Annotated in this window: 17 protein-coding genes; 15 read left to right on the forward strand and 2 right to left on the reverse strand. The window is 49.9% G+C overall.

What is annotated here, in order from left to right:
* Positions 1 to 32 precede the first annotated feature (32 nt).
* Positions 33 to 149 (forward strand): hypothetical protein, encoded by a 117-nt coding sequence (locus MTP42_RS14725; RefSeq protein WP_143405736.1) that lies wholly within the window; start codon positions 33 to 35, stop codon positions 147 to 149.
* 131 nt (positions 150 to 280) lie between these two features.
* Here MTP42_RS14725 and MTP42_RS05585 read toward each other — a convergent pair whose 3' ends face one another.
* Complete coding sequence (locus MTP42_RS05585) at positions 281 to 1285, reverse strand: LacI family DNA-binding transcriptional regulator (RefSeq protein WP_097772339.1); 1005 nt, start codon at positions 1283 to 1285, stop codon at positions 281 to 283.
* Positions 1286 to 1498: 213 nt separating this feature from the next.
* On the opposite strand from MTP42_RS05585, the gene MTP42_RS05590 reads away from it, so the two are divergent.
* From MTP42_RS05590 to MTP42_RS05635, 10 genes are all read left to right on the forward strand, one after another.
* Positions 1499 to 2566, forward strand: a complete 1068-nt coding sequence (locus tag MTP42_RS05590) for an iron-siderophore ABC transporter substrate-binding protein (RefSeq protein WP_005932462.1) — start codon at positions 1499 to 1501, stop codon at positions 2564 to 2566.
* Positions 2563 to 3564 (forward strand): FecCD family ABC transporter permease, encoded by a 1002-nt coding sequence (locus MTP42_RS05595; RefSeq protein WP_005932464.1) that lies wholly within the window; start codon positions 2563 to 2565, stop codon positions 3562 to 3564. The genes MTP42_RS05590 and MTP42_RS05595 overlap by 4 nt, the downstream gene beginning before the upstream one ends.
* Positions 3561 to 4595, forward strand: coding sequence for a FecCD family ABC transporter permease (locus tag MTP42_RS05600; RefSeq protein ID WP_005932467.1), 1035 nt, complete (start codon positions 3561 to 3563; stop codon positions 4593 to 4595). Before MTP42_RS05595 ends, MTP42_RS05600 begins: the two co-directional genes overlap by 4 nt.
* Entirely contained in the window at positions 4595 to 5383 is a 789-nt protein-coding gene (locus MTP42_RS05605) for an ABC transporter ATP-binding protein (RefSeq protein ID WP_005932470.1), read from the forward strand. Before MTP42_RS05600 ends, MTP42_RS05605 begins: the two co-directional genes overlap by 1 nt.
* A 766-nt stretch (positions 5384 to 6149) precedes the next feature.
* The gene (locus MTP42_RS05610; protein WP_249258143.1) at positions 6150 to 6764 is read left to right on the forward strand and encodes a hypothetical protein; all 615 of its coding nucleotides are present in this window, start codon (positions 6150 to 6152) and stop codon (positions 6762 to 6764) included.
* Entirely contained in the window at positions 6761 to 7558 is a 798-nt protein-coding gene (locus MTP42_RS05615) for a DUF6551 family protein (RefSeq protein WP_249258144.1), read from the forward strand. The genes MTP42_RS05610 and MTP42_RS05615 overlap by 4 nt, the downstream gene beginning before the upstream one ends.
* 85 nt (positions 7559 to 7643) lie before the next feature.
* A complete protein-coding gene (locus MTP42_RS05620) occupies positions 7644 to 8027 on the forward strand; it encodes a type II toxin-antitoxin system PemK/MazF family toxin (RefSeq protein ID WP_097785024.1) in 384 nt (127 codons plus the stop codon).
* A gap of 60 nt (positions 8028 to 8087) precedes the next feature.
* Positions 8088 to 8324: a hypothetical protein gene (locus MTP42_RS05625; protein WP_005922522.1), complete on the forward strand. Its 237-nt coding sequence runs from the start codon at positions 8088 to 8090 to the stop codon at positions 8322 to 8324.
* Positions 8325 to 8503: 179 nt separating this feature from the next.
* A complete protein-coding gene (locus tag MTP42_RS05630) occupies positions 8504 to 9037 on the forward strand; it encodes an AbrB/MazE/SpoVT family DNA-binding domain-containing protein (RefSeq protein WP_249241623.1) in 534 nt (177 codons plus the stop codon).
* 171 nt (positions 9038 to 9208) lie between these two features.
* A complete protein-coding gene (locus MTP42_RS05635; protein WP_373274355.1) occupies positions 9209 to 10285 on the forward strand; it encodes a hypothetical protein in 1077 nt (358 codons plus the stop codon).
* Positions 10286 to 10407: 122 nt separating this feature from the next.
* Here the strand turns inward: MTP42_RS05635 and MTP42_RS05640 are convergent, their stop codons facing one another.
* On the reverse strand, positions 10408 to 10887 hold the full coding sequence (locus MTP42_RS05640; RefSeq protein WP_227612004.1) for a helix-turn-helix domain-containing protein: 480 nt from the start codon (positions 10885 to 10887) through the stop codon (positions 10408 to 10410).
* A 189-nt stretch (positions 10888 to 11076) separates the two neighbouring features.
* On the opposite strand from MTP42_RS05640, the gene MTP42_RS05645 reads away from it, so the two are divergent.
* The 4 genes from MTP42_RS05645 to MTP42_RS05660 all read left to right on the forward strand — a co-directional run bounded on the left by MTP42_RS05645 (position 11077) and on the right by MTP42_RS05660 (position 15921).
* On the forward strand, positions 11077 to 11433 hold the full coding sequence (locus MTP42_RS05645; RefSeq protein WP_156075545.1) for a sigma-70 family RNA polymerase sigma factor: 357 nt from the start codon (positions 11077 to 11079) through the stop codon (positions 11431 to 11433).
* A 101-nt stretch (positions 11434 to 11534) separates the two neighbouring features.
* Complete coding sequence (locus tag MTP42_RS05650; RefSeq protein ID WP_249258145.1) at positions 11535 to 12005, forward strand: GNAT family N-acetyltransferase; 471 nt, start codon at positions 11535 to 11537, stop codon at positions 12003 to 12005.
* The gene (locus MTP42_RS05655) at positions 12002 to 12205 is read left to right on the forward strand and encodes a hypothetical protein (RefSeq protein ID WP_249258146.1); all 204 of its coding nucleotides are present in this window, start codon (positions 12002 to 12004) and stop codon (positions 12203 to 12205) included. The genes MTP42_RS05650 and MTP42_RS05655 overlap by 4 nt, the downstream gene beginning before the upstream one ends.
* A 503-nt stretch (positions 12206 to 12708) precedes the next feature.
* On the forward strand, positions 12709 to 15921 hold the full coding sequence (locus tag MTP42_RS05660; RefSeq protein WP_249258147.1) for a hybrid sensor histidine kinase/response regulator: 3213 nt from the start codon (positions 12709 to 12711) through the stop codon (positions 15919 to 15921).
* Positions 15922 to 16101 lie beyond the last annotated feature (180 nt).

Consider the following 16101-nt stretch of genomic DNA (forward strand, 5'->3'; position numbering starts at 1 on the left):
GCCGTCAACTGGAAGGTTGCTCCCAGCATAATATGAAAGTTATTGAGATCGCAAATGCCGTCGGATATGAAAATCAAGGCAAGTTTGCGCAGGTATTCGCAGAAACTTATAGCGTCACCCCACTGGAATTCCGCAGTCTGTCTAAATGAATATGGATGTGGGGGGCTGTAACTGGCCATAAGGGATAAAAGCATATCCGCCAGTGTACCGTGTGATGGATTTCACATGATACACTGGCGGCATTTTGTATAAAGAGAACGGATGCAGCAGGCTCCTAGTATCAAATCGTAAAACTGGCATTCAGCATCAGATTGGACTGACAGCGAACATGCTCGGCGGCTTTTAGTTCCCCACGAGCAAGACGAAGTGCCAGCGTAAAGCAATCTTCTGCAATTAAAGACATCGGGATTCCAATAAAAGAGATTGAGGGAATATAGTTGCTCAGGTGATTCCGGTCTTCCATTCGTCCAAAACTGAGAAGTTCGGCCTGCTGCGTAAAAATAAAGTCATTTCGAGCCAGAAGAGGGATCGCACCAAAGGCAAGAGTTGTGTTCATCGTGATCACAAGTTCCGGCTTCTCAGAAAGGTTCAGGATACGTCTTGCTGCGATAGCCCCTCCTTGATAAGAGTTTTCTGTGGAGAAACATTGCTGGAGTGAAATCGGGATTCCCTGCTGATGCAAAATAATCATTAGCTGATTCAGCGTATCATCTTCGGAACAATCAGGCTGAACTCCGGATAGAATGACGATGTTGTGATAGTTTTTTGCGGAGATGATTTGCGCGGCCTGTCGGATGGAATCCTCTGTCTGGCAGGATACGCTGCAGAAATTACGACTTGTGCCATTGAAAAGAATCAACGGCAGCGTGTTTGGCAGTTTTTCCAATGCATTTCGGTCGGATTCGGATTCAGCAACAACAATGGCTGCTGTATATGCGGAAGGTGCAAGGTTCCGGATTCGCATTTCCAATTGACCTCGTTCGTAGAGGCAGAGCAGAAGATTAAAAGGGGTGTCTGTCTGTTGAATCTGTCGTTCCATTGCAGAAGCGAAGAGGTTGACTTCTGCGCTGAGAGAGACAGATGGAAAAAACAGTGCGATGGTAAGCTGAGAAGGGGAAATAACAGACGGCGCATTCAGCTGGTATCCCAAATCACGCGCAGCACAGAGTACTTTTTGGGCAGTTTTATCCGCAACTTTGTGCTCTTTTGCAGTTCCATTCAAAACAAAACTGACAGTCGAGATGGAAACGCCGGCCAGTTTTGCAACATCTTTCATTACAGCCATAAAGAAATACCCCTTTTGCAATGCTTTTTTCTATTTTGCATGAAGAATTAAATTTTGTCAAGAAATTAAAATAACTTTAGCTAAAAATAAAATTTTAATTGACAACCATCAAAAGGGAGTGTATAATATTCGCCGTTGACGTTAGTTACAACTTACTAACTGACGGAATGCATTTATGTTATCTGAAATGATGTTCTATTTTTGGAGGGAACTATGAGAAAGATTTCGCGTCGTAATTTTCTTCTGACCGCAGGTGTGGTCAGTGCCGCCGCTTTGCTGGCCGCTTGCGGCAGCTCCACTTCCTCTGCAAGCAGTGAATCTGCTTCCGAAAGCACGGCTTCTTCTGCGGAAAGTGCAGCTTCCAATGAAGCGGTGGAATATCCCATCACCATCCAGCATGCTTATGGCGAGACGGTCATTGAGGAGAAGCCCGAAAGCATTGTTGCAATTGCATGGGGTAATCCGGATGTGCCTCTGGCTCTGGGTGTCGTGCCCACTGGTGTTTCCAAAACAAACTTCGGCCCGGTCAACGAAGACGGCCTGCTGCCTTGGACTGCTGCCGCATTTGAAAAGCTGGGTGCATCGCCGAATGTCTTCAGTGATACGGACGGCTGGGATTATGAGGCCATCAGTGATTGCGCTCCGGACGTGATTCTGGCTGCTTACTCCGGTTTCTCCGAAGAAGAATATAATATGTTGAGCCAGATCGCTCCGACGGTTGCATATCCCAGCGTTGCATGGTCTACTACTTGGCGCGAAGAAACAATTGTAGATGCTACGGCGATGGGCATGAAGAGTGAAGGTGAAGCTCTGGTGGCTGAGACTGACGCTATGATTCAGAAAAAGTTGGCAGAGTATCCTGCTATTGAGGGCAAGAAGGCAGCCTTCTTCTGGCTGAGTGCTTCGGATCTGAGCACATTCTATATTTACACCACATTGGATCCGCGTGCCGCATTTCTGACGGATCTTGGAATGCCGCTGCCGGATAGTGTTGCCGCACTGGATAACGGGAAGGATTTTGCACTGACAGTCAGTGCGGAGAATGCAAATCAGTTCAGCGATGTGGAAATCATCATCACCTACGGTACAGATGAACTGCTGACCGCGCTTCAGGCTGATCCCCTGCTGAGTGAAATTTCGGCGGTGAAGAACGGTGCTGTGGTTCTGCTGGATTCCTCGGATGATCTGGCTGCTTCCAGCACACCCTCTATCCTGTCGATTCCGTATACGATTGACCGCTATCTGGAAGTCCTGAATGCTGTGGCAGAGAAAGCTGTATGAAGAATGGGCAGCGTGTGATTGGAATCACTCTGCTGGGTATGATCATTTTGGCAGGATGTATGCTGGCTTCCGTAGCATATGGTTCCAATCTTATTCCCATCGGGCAGGTTCTGCAGGCTCTTCAAAATCCAGATTCAGGAACTTTTGAGGCATCGGTCGTCTGGGCTCGTATTCCGCGCACTGTGTTTGGAGTACTGGCGGGAGCCGCACTGGGCGTATCAGGTGCTCTCATGCAGGCTGTGACCCGAAACCCGATTGCTGATCCCAGTGTACTTGGAGTCAATACCGGCGCATCCCTGTTTGTCGTGATTGGAATCGCGTGGATGCACATTACATCCAGCCAGCAATATATCTGGCTGGCCTTTGCAGGTGCGGCCTTGACTGCTGTTTTTGTCTACGGTATCGCATCGGTAGGTTATGGCGGTCCGACTTCGATCAAACTGGCATTGGCTGGCACTGCCACTGGCACGGCTCTTTCTGCCTTAGTCAACACCATTATGCTGCCGGACAGTTCTGTCATGAAAGAATTTCGCTTTTGGCAGGTCGGCAGCATCAGTGGTACAAGCTGGGGGGAGATACGCACCATTCTGCCATATCTTCTGGTGGGTTTTGTACTAGCGGTGATATTGATTCCAGCCTTGAATGCATTGGCTTTGGGTGATGAATTGGCTGCTGGTCTGGGTGTCAATGTGCAACTGGTGCGAGCACTGGCTGCACTGGGCGGTGTGCTGTTGTGTGCAGCCACCACTGCATTGGCAGGACCAATCGGCTTTGTAGGGTTAATGGTGCCGCACTTTGTCCGGTTGACGCTTGGTGCTGACCTTAAAACAGTAATTCCGCTTTCTGCATTATACGGTGCCGCCTTGCTGGTTCTCGCCGATGTGCTTGGCCGTGTTCTGGGCAGCCCTGGTGAACTGGAAGTAGGAATTGTAACGGCTGTTCTGGGAGCACCTGTCTTTATTCTTGTAGCAAAGAAAGCGAAGGTGCGCAGTTTATGAACAAACCGAACATTTCTGTGCGGCAGGGGTTTGCCCAAAGACACCGTCGCTCTGTTCTGGCAGCCGCTGTGCTCATCATTCTGAGCGTTGTTCTGGCTTGTCTGGTGATGACATGCGGCAACACTTACTATTCGTTGGCAGAAGTCTGGAAGATTCTTACCAGTGAAGGGACAAAAGGAGCTGCATTTACCATCAAAACTCTCCGGCTGCCTAAAATGCTCATTGGAATTCTTGCTGGAATCGCATTCGGGGTGTCCGGAAACACATTTCAAACCTTGCTTCGGAATCCACTGGCAAGTCCGGATATTATTGGTGTTACAAGTGGAGCCAGTGCAGCAGCAGTGTTTTGTATTCTGATGCTCAAATGGAGCGGCGGTATCGTATCGCTCGTTGCTGTGTTGGCCGGACTTTTCGTCGCAGCGTTGATTTACCTGCTGGCGCGTGACCGACATGGCTGTTCCGGCAGTCGGATGATCCTGATTGGCATCGGAATGCAGGCTATGCTCAATGCCTTGATTTCATGGATGTTATTGAAAGGCTCTGAATACGATGTTGCCACAGCATTACGATGGCTGCGGGGCAGCTTGAATGGTGTCCAGATGTCAGATGTTCCGGTGCTGAGCATCACAGTTTTGGTAGGTGGCTTCATTTTAATAGTGCTAAATCGAAGCTTGCAGGTTATGCAGTTGGGAGAAGAATACCCCATCACGCTTGGAGCGCCTGTCCAGCGTGTACGGTTGGGCTCCATTCTGTGCGCATTACTTCTTACAGCTGTGGCAACTTCTATCACTGGCCCCATCGCGTCCGTTGCTTTTCTGTCAGGTCCAATCGCATCAAGAATCGTTGGGAAAGGACGTACCAATCTGCTTGCTTCGGCACTGGTAGGTGTGGTTCTAATTCTGGCTTCAGAGCTGGTAGGACAAAATCTCTTTGCAGTGCGATATCCGGTGGGTGTTATCACTGGAATTTTGGGTGCACCATATCTGCTGCTGCTCCTGCTGCAAATCAATAAGAAAGGAGAGCGTGTCTGATGACAGAGCATACATTGCAAACTCAAAATCTCTCTGTGGGCTACGATGAAACCACCATCATTGAAGATTTGAATCTGGAAATCCCGGCTCACAAGGTTAGTGTGATCATTGGAGCGAACGGTTGCGGAAAATCCACCCTGATGAAAACCCTTTCACGGTTGCTGAAGCCCGAAAAAGGACAGGTGGTTCTGGACGGAAAAGCAGTTCACGGTTATCCTTCCACGCAGCTGGCGCAGATGCTTGGACTTCTTCCCCAGTCTCCAACGGTACCGGAGGGAATCACGGTGGCAGATTTGGTCGCACGTGGACGATATCCATACCGGAAGTTCATGCAGAATATGACCAAAGAGGACTATGCCGCAGTTGAGGATGCTCTGGAACGGATGGGAATCACAGAACTGGCCAACCGATGTGTGGATGAGCTTTCTGGCGGTCAGCGGCAGCGAGTGTGGATTGCTCTGGCACTGGCGCAGGAGACAGACATTTTGCTGCTTGATGAGCCGACAACCTATCTGGACATTGCCTATCAGGTGGAAATTCTTGATTTGCTGACAGAGTTAAACCGCAGAAAGGGAACGACCATCGTAATGATTTTGCATGATGTGAACCTTTCTGCACGATATGCGAATCATTTGTTTGCGCTCTGCCGTGGAAAATTGATTGCAGAAGGTAAACCGGCAGATGTCATTACAGAAGAGTTGATGCAAAAGGTGTATCAACTTAATTGCATTGTTATGAAGGATCCACTTTCTGGAGCACCACTCATTGTACCAAAGGGAAAATACTGATAAACCAAATAATTAGGCAAACCTCTCCTGACCATGTGATGGCCGGGAGAGGTATTTTGGGGCCTGTACCTGCCGCACAGGAGGCAACTGAAATTTTCTGAGACGTTCAGTATAACCTTTGAAGTTGATTTCAAGTCAATCCCTTTTTGAAATTTTATAGAAAGACATCCCGTCTGAGGGCAAAGCGAAGGTTTTGCTTTTCAGACGGGATTTTTTTGCTTTTTGGGACTGTTGTATACAATATATGGACTAAGAGGGTGGGTGACTTGGACTACGAGTCCATAAACTTTTGCTCGAAAGTACGATACACTATTGTCACGGCAGCGGCCCACCTCCGAAAAGGAGCGGGAGCCGCAGCCGGGCGGACCTTGAAAATTGAATATGCAGCTTCAGGTACTTCCAGATAATGATACTTCCGTAATTCGCGGCCCGGTCATAAAGAAGACGGGGTGGCCGAGAGGCCAATGGAGTGGTGCAAATCCAACGCCTGAATGTTTCCCTTTCTCAGGGGTGCCGGGGGCAAATTAAGAGAAACCATACAAAACCTTTTCCAAACGCCGTTCGAGGATAACCACGGACGGCGTTTTTATATATCAGCGAAAAGGAGTACGCAAATGAACCGTAAGACTATCGATGTGATCAAAATGATCACATCGATTCAGAAAAACGCACTTGCGAACGAATCGCCGTAGAACATGGTGTTGGGTCTGCGACGGTACGACGTGCCGAAAAGTATTCACGAGGCATTGATGCTGCGGAAGAAGCGGTGCCCGGTGCGCAGGAAGAGATCCTGACCGGGCATATCAAGGCGACGGATGAACAGATCGTAGCGCTTGCTTCAATTCCAAAGGAAGAACGCCCGGCAATTCTTGAGGAACTCAAGAAGAAAAAGAGTGACCGTGATGATACGGTCCTCGAACGTCTGAAGCCGAGCAAGCCACCACCGAAGCCAAAGCCTGCACCGCAGAAGAAAAAGCCAACGGCAACGGAAAACAACACGGCGTCGCAGGCAGAACAGCCGGAAACGTCGGTACAGGCACCGATCACCGAGTCCCCGCCGGAAGAGGAAATTGAGCCGACCAGCAATGCGCCACCAAGTTTTCTTCAGAGCATACAGGGTCATAAACGGCACTTGTCCGAAGAAGACAAGGCCCGACTGAAAGCCTCGGTGGATGCCCGTTACAAGGATAAAGCAACAGCAACCGGCTCCATCATGCTGTGCGAACTGCAGGGAGCAACGGAAGAGTTTATCTTTCGGTGGAATGTTATTTTCCAAGAACACCCGGATGTTCTGACCGATAAAACCTGTCGAAAAACCATTTTTGAACTGCTTGACCGGATGACAAACTATCTGAAAACCGTAAAGGAGGAAAAGTTATGATGAATTCCAATCTGAACCTGAACACTTTGCCTGAATGCAAGTTTGCCTATCAGATGGTAAACAGTGCACTGCTGATCCCGTGTATTGAATATCAGCGTATGCTGCGGATGGAGAAGGTTTCGCAGATCGCGGAAAACTTCTCGGAGTACATCGCGAACGAGCCGAAGGTCAGCTACCGGGATGGGCGCTTCTATGTTTTTGATGGGCAGAACACGGTAGAAGCACGTCGAACCTGCAACGGTGGCAAGGATGTGACGATTCGCTGCAAAGTCTTCTACGGCCTTACCAAAGAAGACGAAGCAACGCTGTTTGCGATTCAGACCGGCAATGCTACCTGCCTGACGGCGGGCGAACGCCTTCGTGCAAATCTGGTGGCCGAAAACCCGGATGCACTTTACTTTGTGGGGATCACGTCGAATGCCGGTGTGGAATTTGCCTATGACGGCATCCGGGCACCCTGGAAAATCTACTGCATCGAAACAGCATACGAACTCTACAAGCAGTACGGCAGGGAGCGCTATATTGAGATGCTGAACATCATCAACGAGGCGTGGCGGGGCAATGTGGATGCCTACCTTGCCGGGGTAATCCGGGGTGTGGCCCGCTTCATCTCCGTATACGAGGGCGAGTACAGCCGGGAGCGGCTGGTGCAGCAGCTGGCAAGGACACATCCGAAAACCATCACGCAGCTGGCTCAGAAAGACACCGGAAGTTCTGCAAACCGCCACATGCGGCAGATTCTCCGCATCTATAACGGTGCCAGCCGTGAGATGAGCTTGCCGCTGAAAAACTGACAGTTTCGTTTTACCTCCTGAACAACAGCCGTCGTGGTATCCGTCTGCGGCGGCTGTTTCTTACATAAAAAGGAGGTTGATTTTTATGTTACCGAACAATTGGAGATATCTCAGAGGGGACATCTACTATGCAGACATGGAGCCGCATATCGGCTCGGAACAGGGAGGGAAACGCCCTGTGGTAGTTCTGCAGAACAACATTGGAAACCGTCATTCGCCTACATTGATCGTTGCAACTGTTACCACCCGGACGGAAAAGAAGAAAAACCAGCCCACCCATGTGCTGGTGGATTCCAACCCGGCCTTTGAAGAACCGTCCATGATTCTTCTGGAGCAGATCTTCACGATCGATAAATCCCGCATCGAACGCTTTATGGGCTATGCCAGCAAGGCTGAAATGCTCCGCATTGATATGGCTTTGCTGGTCAGTCTGGCTCTGAACGTTCTGAGCGGAAACCGCAGCGAATAGCGGACAACCAGTAACCCGTAAAAATGAGGTGATAGCGATGTAATCGGAGGTGAGTGAGCCATGCGAAAGAGTGCCCCCATTGAAGTGGTGGTACATTACCCCAAAACGAAAGAGGGATGGGACGAACTCGGAAAACGGGTCGCAACCGCCCACGCCAACTATGTGATCGAAAAAATCGACCGTCTGAACTGCCCCACATGGCAGAAGCTCGAATTGCTGCAGGCGGTGATCGATACTACCAAAGGAACCTACAAACCCAAAGAACACCAAAAGCCCGGCTGGCAGCCGAGCCGATAAACAAAGCCCCACGCTCAACATATGCTTTTCTGCTCCGACCAGAGATAGTCGGATTCAGAGGCAGTGTTGAGCGTGGGGCTTTTTGTGTTACATAAGTTTTTGGAATTTTGCTGACAAAATAAAATCATTGATTGTTGGCGGCCAATATGGTATTCTTTTTGCAAGGGAAGGTGAAGTGCATGAATCGTCGCAGCGTGAAAATTATGAGAAGAAAAGCCGGGGGAACAGCAGGAAAGAATGCAGAAAAGTATTCGGTCAATCTCCCGGCAGTGTGGCTTCATGCGATGGGACTTTCAAAAGAGGACCGGGTAGAACTTTCTTTTGACGGTGAAAAAATCACCGTCCGACCGCTTGCATCAACAGACTCGGAACTGTTCCGCAGAAATGCAGAACAGAAAGGACATCAGTTGAAAGAATATCGGTATTATGACGGAGATACGTTGTGTACCGTGATTTTGGCAGATTTTACAGCGGAGCAGATCTGCATCGAAAACAAAGTTGACGAAATACTGGATACTGCGTTTGGTGTGAACGAAACGCCCTCATGGGAAGACTTCCTGGCCTTTCTGGCAGACCGATGCATTCCGAAAACACGAAAGGGCTTGGATTACTATCTGGATGCTGTTGGCGTTCCGGAATATGACCCGGTTCTGCTTGTTGAAAAGACGCAGGGAAGAATGGCGGAGGATCACAAATGGCTGGAAATTATTTGACGCTGCATATTACCCAAAACAGTTCCACTTTTTGCTGAAAGAGCGTATCGAAACCGTCCTGATGGAGCAGCAGAAAAAGCTTTTTGAAAAGTAAAAGCTCTTGCGTCCCGTGAAAAAAGAAGGTAATATAAATACAGAGCAAGACACAGAACGCAGGGAGGGATGAAAACCATGTTTTACGAGATCATGCACCGGGAAAGCTGTGTGGCACAACTCAGCACGACAGGGGAATGCAGGGTCTGCCTCGAGGATTTCATGCCCTATGATCTGGTTCTGGTGGAATCGGATGATTTTGACGAGCGCATCAATAATGTAACGAACTTTTACTATTGGTGCGCCTCCCGGATGTTGACGTTGGATCGCACCTACGCCAAGGAAATCCTGAACAGTATCGGTGCATCTCAGAGTGTTACGGACAGGGAACGAGCACAGATTGCATTATCCTACCATTGTTTGTCTTTGCTGGATGTGTTCTGGGTGAAAGAAGAAAACGAGAAGATTCGATTCGAGGATATCAACCTTTTTGCACACTCCTTAAGCAATGCGCTTGTGGATATTGCGCTGCGGGGGCACCAAATGACGGTGACAAACGTCCATCTTCTGGCAAATGACCTGTCTACGGGCGGCTTGTACCCCAAGGCGTGGGTGCGAAAAGAGGATGGCTTCTATCTTTACAAGGATGGTGGCAGAGAAGCAGTGGAACGTGAAGTGCTGGCAAGCAAAATCTGCCGGTGCTTTGACTGCCATCAGGTACTGTATGAGCAGGGGATGTTTGAAAATGAGCCGGTTTCTATCAGCAAAATCATGACATCTCAGCGATACAGTCTTGTGACCTATGCAGCCTATGACGTCTACTGCACGAACCATGATTGGAACACGCTGGATAAGATCTTAGAGTTGGATGCTCCCAGCTACTATATGATGAACATTCTGGATTATCTGGTGGGCAATACCGACCGTCATTGGGAAAATTGGGGTCTGCTGGTAGATAACGAAACCAATCAGCCCATCCGTCTGCATGACCTGATGGACTTCAACCGGGCGTTTCAGCAGTACGACACGCCAGAAGGCGCAAACTGTCTGACCGTGGGAAAACGCCATCTGAGCCAAAAAGATGCTGCAGTGGAAGCGGTGCGGAACATCGGACTGAACCAAGTCCGTCAGGTGGAGCACACCGTATTCTCCGAGCATCCGGCATGGAAAGCAACGTTTGAAGAACGACTGCGTGTTTTACGGAACGCCATGTAAGTCAGAGCAAATATCAGGATAACTGAAACAGAATGATTCCATAACGAAAGCCCGTCTGCGCTGCCACATATCGTGGCTTGCAGACGAGCTTTTTCGTTTGGCCGGAGAAAAATTGTCATACCTCACATGCGAAGCATAGATGGAAAATCGGAACCAAGGTTTTCCACCAGATGGCAAAAGCACCTCTGACTGATGGTCTTTTGTCCGTTTTCCCAGCAGCGGATGCTTGTCCGGCTGACCTTTGCATGGTCGGCAAGCTGCTGACGGCTCCAGCCTTTTGCCTCCCGGTATCTGCGGAGGAAGTCTCCGCCGCTCCGGTGCAGAAACAGGGTGTAGTCGTCCAGAATGTCCTCCACCGGGATGCCGAAAAGGGCGGCGAGCTTGTCCGCAAGTTCCGGCGTAAAGCTGCGGTGAAATGTGCCACTCTCCAGATCCCGATAGAGCCATTCTTCCATGCCCACCATGGCGGCAACCTCTTTTTGCAGCAGGTCAAGACCATAGCGGCACCAGCGCAGACGGTCCCATGGGTTCGGGATGTCGGCGTAAGAGTGGTACATACGGTAGAACGCCTGCGCCTCTACGGTGGTGCGGGGGCCTGCCAAAGTTACCTGTAAGATGTATAGAGGGGTTAGACCACGACCCTCACATGACACCCTCTGAAGCAGAAAAAAGGAACCGCTCTCTCGACTCCCAAAAATCCATTTTGACGTAGATGCGTCATTGCGTGAAAGAGGTGGATTCTCTTTTCCATCCCAAAGTGCGCTGGGGAGAGGATAGCAAATGAGCTGCGGATGCATTTTCGCAGGGAGCGCAGAAATGGTGTGGTCGTTTCCCTGCAGGAAACACTGGAAGCGGGAAAGGAAGATAGCGCACTGACCCTTTCCGATGTACTGCAGGACGGCTTCTGCATGGAGGATGCCTGTGAGCGGCAGGACGAGGCCCGGCGGCTGCGCAGGCTGATCGAGGGCCTGCCCGCCCGGGAGCGCAAGCTGATTTTGCTGCGGTACGGGCTGGCGGGTCAGCCGCCCCTGACCCAGCTGGAAACGGCACAGCTGCTCCAGATCAGCAGAAGTTATGTCTCAAGGCTCGAGACCCACGCACTGGAACAGCTGCGCAAAGGCTGGCTTCAAGAATCATCGGTGGAATAGAGCGTGCCGCCTGCGGGCGGCGTACATATCCTCTTTTACAATGGGATTGGGTGTGGTATACTGAATTCGTAAAATTGAAAAACGGGAAGGTGCAAAATGAAATGAAGATCCGTAAGGCAGAGGAAAAAGATATTCCCAGACTTCTTGCACTGCTGGGGCAGGTATTGCAGATCCATGCAGAGATTCGACCGGATGTTTTTATTCCCGGCACTACCAAATACACTGTCTGCGAACTGGCTGAACTTATGAAGCAGCAAGATAAACCCATCTATGTTGCCGTGAACGAAGATGATGTGTGTATTGGCTATGCCTTCTGTCAAATGCAGGAGCAGCCATTTTCTACGAATATGGTGCCCTTTAAGTCACTGTTCATCGACGATTTGTGCGTCGATCAGCAGGCACGAGGACAGCATATCGGGGAAAGCCTGTTTGAATATGTGAAGCAGCAGGCAAAAGAGCAAGGCTGCTATGAGGTGACGCTGAACGTCTGGGCAGGAAACACCTCGGCAGAGCACTTCTACGAAAAAATGGGCATGAGGACAAAGGAACGGCAGATGGAATATATCCTGTGAACCGGGTGGCTTATCTGATGGGGCATCACCACAGCCCGGAGCAGATCGACGCTATCGACTACCAGATCCTGATCGAGGCGGATGATATCGTCAATGCGTCCGAAAACGGGTACGGCCATCAGGCGATCCGATCTTTTATGGAACATACCATGAAAACAGCGGCAGGTATTCGACTGACGAAAACAGTGTTTGGAGTATAACAGAGAAGTTTGCCGAAAAACGCGAAAAAATAGATTCCATAAGCGAGTGACCTGAAAAGGACACCACCGAGAAAACACAGACACGTTAAAAAAGTCGCCGAGGAGCTTTCCCAGTTGGGAGGCATCCTCGGCGGATTTTTTAGTTTATATAGCAGCTTTGCGGAGCAATGCGCCTGTTACCCGTATATTTTCCCCACGATCTTTCCGCGTGCTGCGGCGGGAATGTTGATCTGATTCGAGTATACCGCATGGCAAGGCGACTGTCTATACTGATAGCCGGATCGTGGAAAAGTACAGGGATCAACTTGCGTAAATTTTCATGCAGATTGGCCTCTCTTTTTTACACAGCCAATGCCAATTAGCGCTTGAAATCGAAATGCTGCGCAAGTATACTATACTAGCTATACTATACAAGCTTGATCAAAAATCAGTATGCCAGTTGACCATAAAAGACATACCAGAATTGAAGTGCGCGGCAGAATCAAAACCTTACGAGGATGAAAATGAAATTCGATAGAAGACTTACAGATGAAATCTACACTTCCGATACGGTAAGGCTGGGAAAAAATGCATTTCAGGCCATGCGGGAGACGATCTATTATAATGGCGGTGTTGGAACCATTACCGGGTACTATGATGCCGAATTGTCGATCCTGTCGGTCAGTGATCTGCTGCTGCATAATCTGAACCACAGCTATGAGTCCCTGATGGAGCAGACAAAGGGTTCGCTGAAGAATCTTTTCTATAAGAAAGATGCCGCATTCCTTGACAATGCACGCTTTCGTCAGCTCCAAGGCGGAGGAGAAGGCCAGATCCTCACGGCAGATGGGTCTCCCGTCTATGTGCGTCTCTACAAAAAAGATGCAGTCGATACGGATGGAACACCGATCTGGATCATGTCAGTACAGATGAACTGGGCATATGAGAACCTTGCGCTGGTTAATGAATCCATCCATTCTGCACTATGGTATTTTGAGTGTAATGAAAACGGTGAGATCGTTCATGTGAACTGGAGCCATGCGTTCCGGCAGATCCTTGGATATCATGATATTCTGGATTTTCCGAACAAACTGGAATCGTGGTCGAACCTTCTGCACCCGGAGGACTATGACCGGGTAATGCAGCTGCTTTTGGAAACGATTGCCGACAAAACCAATGCTACAAAATATAATGTTGAGTACCGACTGAAAATGCAGGATGACCAATACCACTGGTTCCGGGCATCGGCGGAGGTGATACGCCGTCTAGATGGCTCGGCCAATCGAATTGCCGGAATCATCAGCAATATTGACGCGGAAAAAAGAAGCCGGATGCAGGCGCAGCGGGCAGCGGCATTTCACCGTGCATTTACCAGCGCAAACCTCTGTGAATACTATGTAAATCTGGAAAAGAATACCTTTGATGCTTTCAAAGTGGAGCCCTCTTTGATGACGGCCTTTGAGCAGAACCACACATGGGATGGACTGGTCAGATTCTTTGTGGATAACTATGTGGTTGAAGAGGACAAAAAGTCTGTAACGAATTTCTATAATCGCGCCTACATCACGGAAAAATTAAAGGGGCTTGAGACGGAGCTGCGTCAGGAGTGCCGCATCGTTCTGGATGGGGAGGAACGATGGGTCAGCAACGTGGTCATGCGCGGCGAGATCGAAGATTCCGAATATGCGATGATTTTTCTTCGGGACATCACAGAGTCCAAAGCAGAGACGGCACGGCGGATGCAGATGGCCTCAGATAACGCATCGATGGATCTTTTGATCAAGAGTATGGTGCGTCTGCTGGACCGCTTTGTCGTCTGCGATCTGGAAAATGACCGGTATCGGTTCTATAATCTGCAAGGTGAAATGATCTACGCGCCGACGGGAACCTACCATGATTTTGTGGAGCAGGTGGCTGTAAGGTATAAGACGTTGGAGCCATTGGCGGCGATGGACGCATTGTTCTCACCGGAAAATATCCGAAAGAATCTGCAGGGCGAGAATGACATCTACAAATTTGAATACTGCTCCATAGATGAGAACACCTATAAGATCGGTTCCTTCATTCCGCTGGAGTGGGAGGGCACAAAGCTGGTCAAAGCACTGTTGGCCTCGATGGATGTGTCACAGGAGAAAAAGGCCGAGATCGAATCCCATAAGGCACTGAAGGATGCGTACCGGGCGGCGGAAAACGCAAGCCGCGCCAAGACAGAATTTCTCTCCAATATGTCCCATGATATCCGTACACCGATGAATGCAATCGTTGGCTTGACCGCCATTGCGGGTGCGAATATCGAGAGTCAGGACAGGGTGGTCGAGTGCCTTGGCAAGATCACAAAGTCGAGCCGTCATCTGTTGGGACTGATCAATGAAGTGCTGGATATGGCCAGAATCGAGAGCGGGCGAATAAGCCTTGCCGAGGAGGATTTCAGCCTGCCGGAGCTGGTCGATAACCTGCTCACCCTCACAAAACCGGCAATCGACGAGCACCACCATCAGCTCGAAGTCCATGTTGAGCACATTGAGCACGAAGCTGTCTGTGGCGACAGTCTGCGCATCCAGCAGGTCTTTGTGAACCTGATGAGCAACGCCGTCAAGTACACCCCGGATGGAGGAAACATCACCCTTACGATCAAGGAAAAACCGAACGGCTTCTCGAAGCTTGGCTGCTACGAGTTTTCCATCGAGGACAACGGCATCGGTATGACGCCGGAATTCCAGAAGATCATGTTCGAGCCGTTCAGCCGGGCAGACGATCACCGGACGACCAAGGTGCAGGGCACCGGTCTTGGCATGGCCATTGCAAGAAACATCGTCAACCTGATGAATGGTGACATTCAGGTCGAAAGCGCTCCCAACAAGGGAACGAAGATCACGGTCACGGTCTATCTGAAACTTCAGGAGAACGAGAAGGAACAGGAAAAAGAACTGCTCGATCTGCCGGTACTGGTCGTGGACGATGACAAGACCTGCTGCGAAAGCACCGTTGCGACCCTTCAGGAGATCGGCATAGAGGGCGAATGGGTCCTGACCGGCAAGGAAGCCGTGGAACGCTGCGCGGCGCGGCACAAGACCGGCCGCGACTATTTTGCGGTGATCCTGGACTGGAAGATGCCGGAAATAGACGGTATTGCAACCGCCAGAAAAATCCGGGAACGGGTAGGAGAAGATGTCACGATCATCATCCTGACTTCCTTTGATTTCAGCGAGATCGAAGAAGAAGCCAGAGCAGCGGGCGTGAATGCGTTTATGGCAAAACCACTGTTCCGTTCCCGTCTGACGGCAACTCTGCGGCAGTTTACATCCGGGAAGAAGGAGGAAAACGCCCGGAACTATTTGGAAGACTTTGCGAAGGAAAACTATGCGGGTAAGCGGATCCTTCTTGTGGAAGATAACGAGCTGAACCGTGAGATTGCAACCGAGATCATAGGCATGACGGGCGTGACCATCGACAGCGCCGAAAACGGAAAAATTGCAGTCGAAAAGGTGATGGAAGCGCCAGAAAAGTGGTATGATCTCATTTTTATGGACATCCAGATGCCCATTATGAATGGTTACGAAGCCACTGCTGCGATCCGTGCGCTTGCCGGCAGCCGGGGCAAAGTGCCCATCATTGCCATGACGGCAAATGCTTTTGCCGAGGACGTGCAACTGGCAAAGAACACCGGCATGAACGAGCATATCGCCAAACCGCTTGATTTGAATAAGCTGAACGATGTGCTGAAACAGTGGCTGTGATCTGTGCATTGCAGTAAGGCGCGTGATACTGTTGACCGGGCAATCAAAAAGCATGAAATGAAGAACGCCGAGGAATCCCTTCCCATGTGGGAGGAACCCTCGGCGTTTGTATAGACGGACGCACTGTTTGCTGGTACAATGATGTTTCTTTTTGAGTCGGCTTATCTGTCTGTTTGTTAA

The sequence above is a fragment of the Faecalibacterium sp. I2-3-92 genome, from assembly GCF_023347315.1.
Lineage (GTDB): Bacteria > Bacillota > Clostridia > Oscillospirales > Ruminococcaceae > Faecalibacterium > Faecalibacterium duncaniae.

Coding starts and splice junctions, on each gene's coding strand:
- MTP42_RS14725 (WP_143405736.1), top strand. CDS start 33: ATGAAAGTTATTGAGATCGCAAATGCCGTCGGATATGAAAATCAAGGC.
- MTP42_RS05585 (WP_097772339.1), bottom strand. CDS start 1,285: ATGGCTGTAATGAAAGATGTTGCAAAACTGGCCGGCGTTTCCATCTCG.
- MTP42_RS05590 (WP_005932462.1), top strand. CDS start 1,499: ATGAGAAAGATTTCGCGTCGTAATTTTCTTCTGACCGCAGGTGTGGTC.
- MTP42_RS05595 (WP_005932464.1), top strand. CDS start 2,563: ATGAAGAATGGGCAGCGTGTGATTGGAATCACTCTGCTGGGTATGATC.
- MTP42_RS05600 (WP_005932467.1), top strand. CDS start 3,561: ATGAACAAACCGAACATTTCTGTGCGGCAGGGGTTTGCCCAAAGACAC.
- MTP42_RS05605 (WP_005932470.1), top strand. CDS start 4,595: ATGACAGAGCATACATTGCAAACTCAAAATCTCTCTGTGGGCTACGAT.
- MTP42_RS05615 (WP_249258144.1), top strand. CDS start 6,761: ATGATGAATTCCAATCTGAACCTGAACACTTTGCCTGAATGCAAGTTT.
- MTP42_RS05620 (WP_097785024.1), top strand. CDS start 7,644: ATGTTACCGAACAATTGGAGATATCTCAGAGGGGACATCTACTATGCA.
- MTP42_RS05625 (WP_005922522.1), top strand. CDS start 8,088: ATGCGAAAGAGTGCCCCCATTGAAGTGGTGGTACATTACCCCAAAACG.
- MTP42_RS05630 (WP_249241623.1), top strand. CDS start 8,504: ATGAATCGTCGCAGCGTGAAAATTATGAGAAGAAAAGCCGGGGGAACA.
- MTP42_RS05635 (WP_373274355.1), top strand. CDS start 9,209: ATGTTTTACGAGATCATGCACCGGGAAAGCTGTGTGGCACAACTCAGC.
- MTP42_RS05645 (WP_156075545.1), top strand. CDS start 11,077: ATGCATTTTCGCAGGGAGCGCAGAAATGGTGTGGTCGTTTCCCTGCAG.
- MTP42_RS05650 (WP_249258145.1), top strand. CDS start 11,535: ATGAAGATCCGTAAGGCAGAGGAAAAAGATATTCCCAGACTTCTTGCA.
- MTP42_RS05660 (WP_249258147.1), top strand. CDS start 12,709: ATGAAATTCGATAGAAGACTTACAGATGAAATCTACACTTCCGATACG.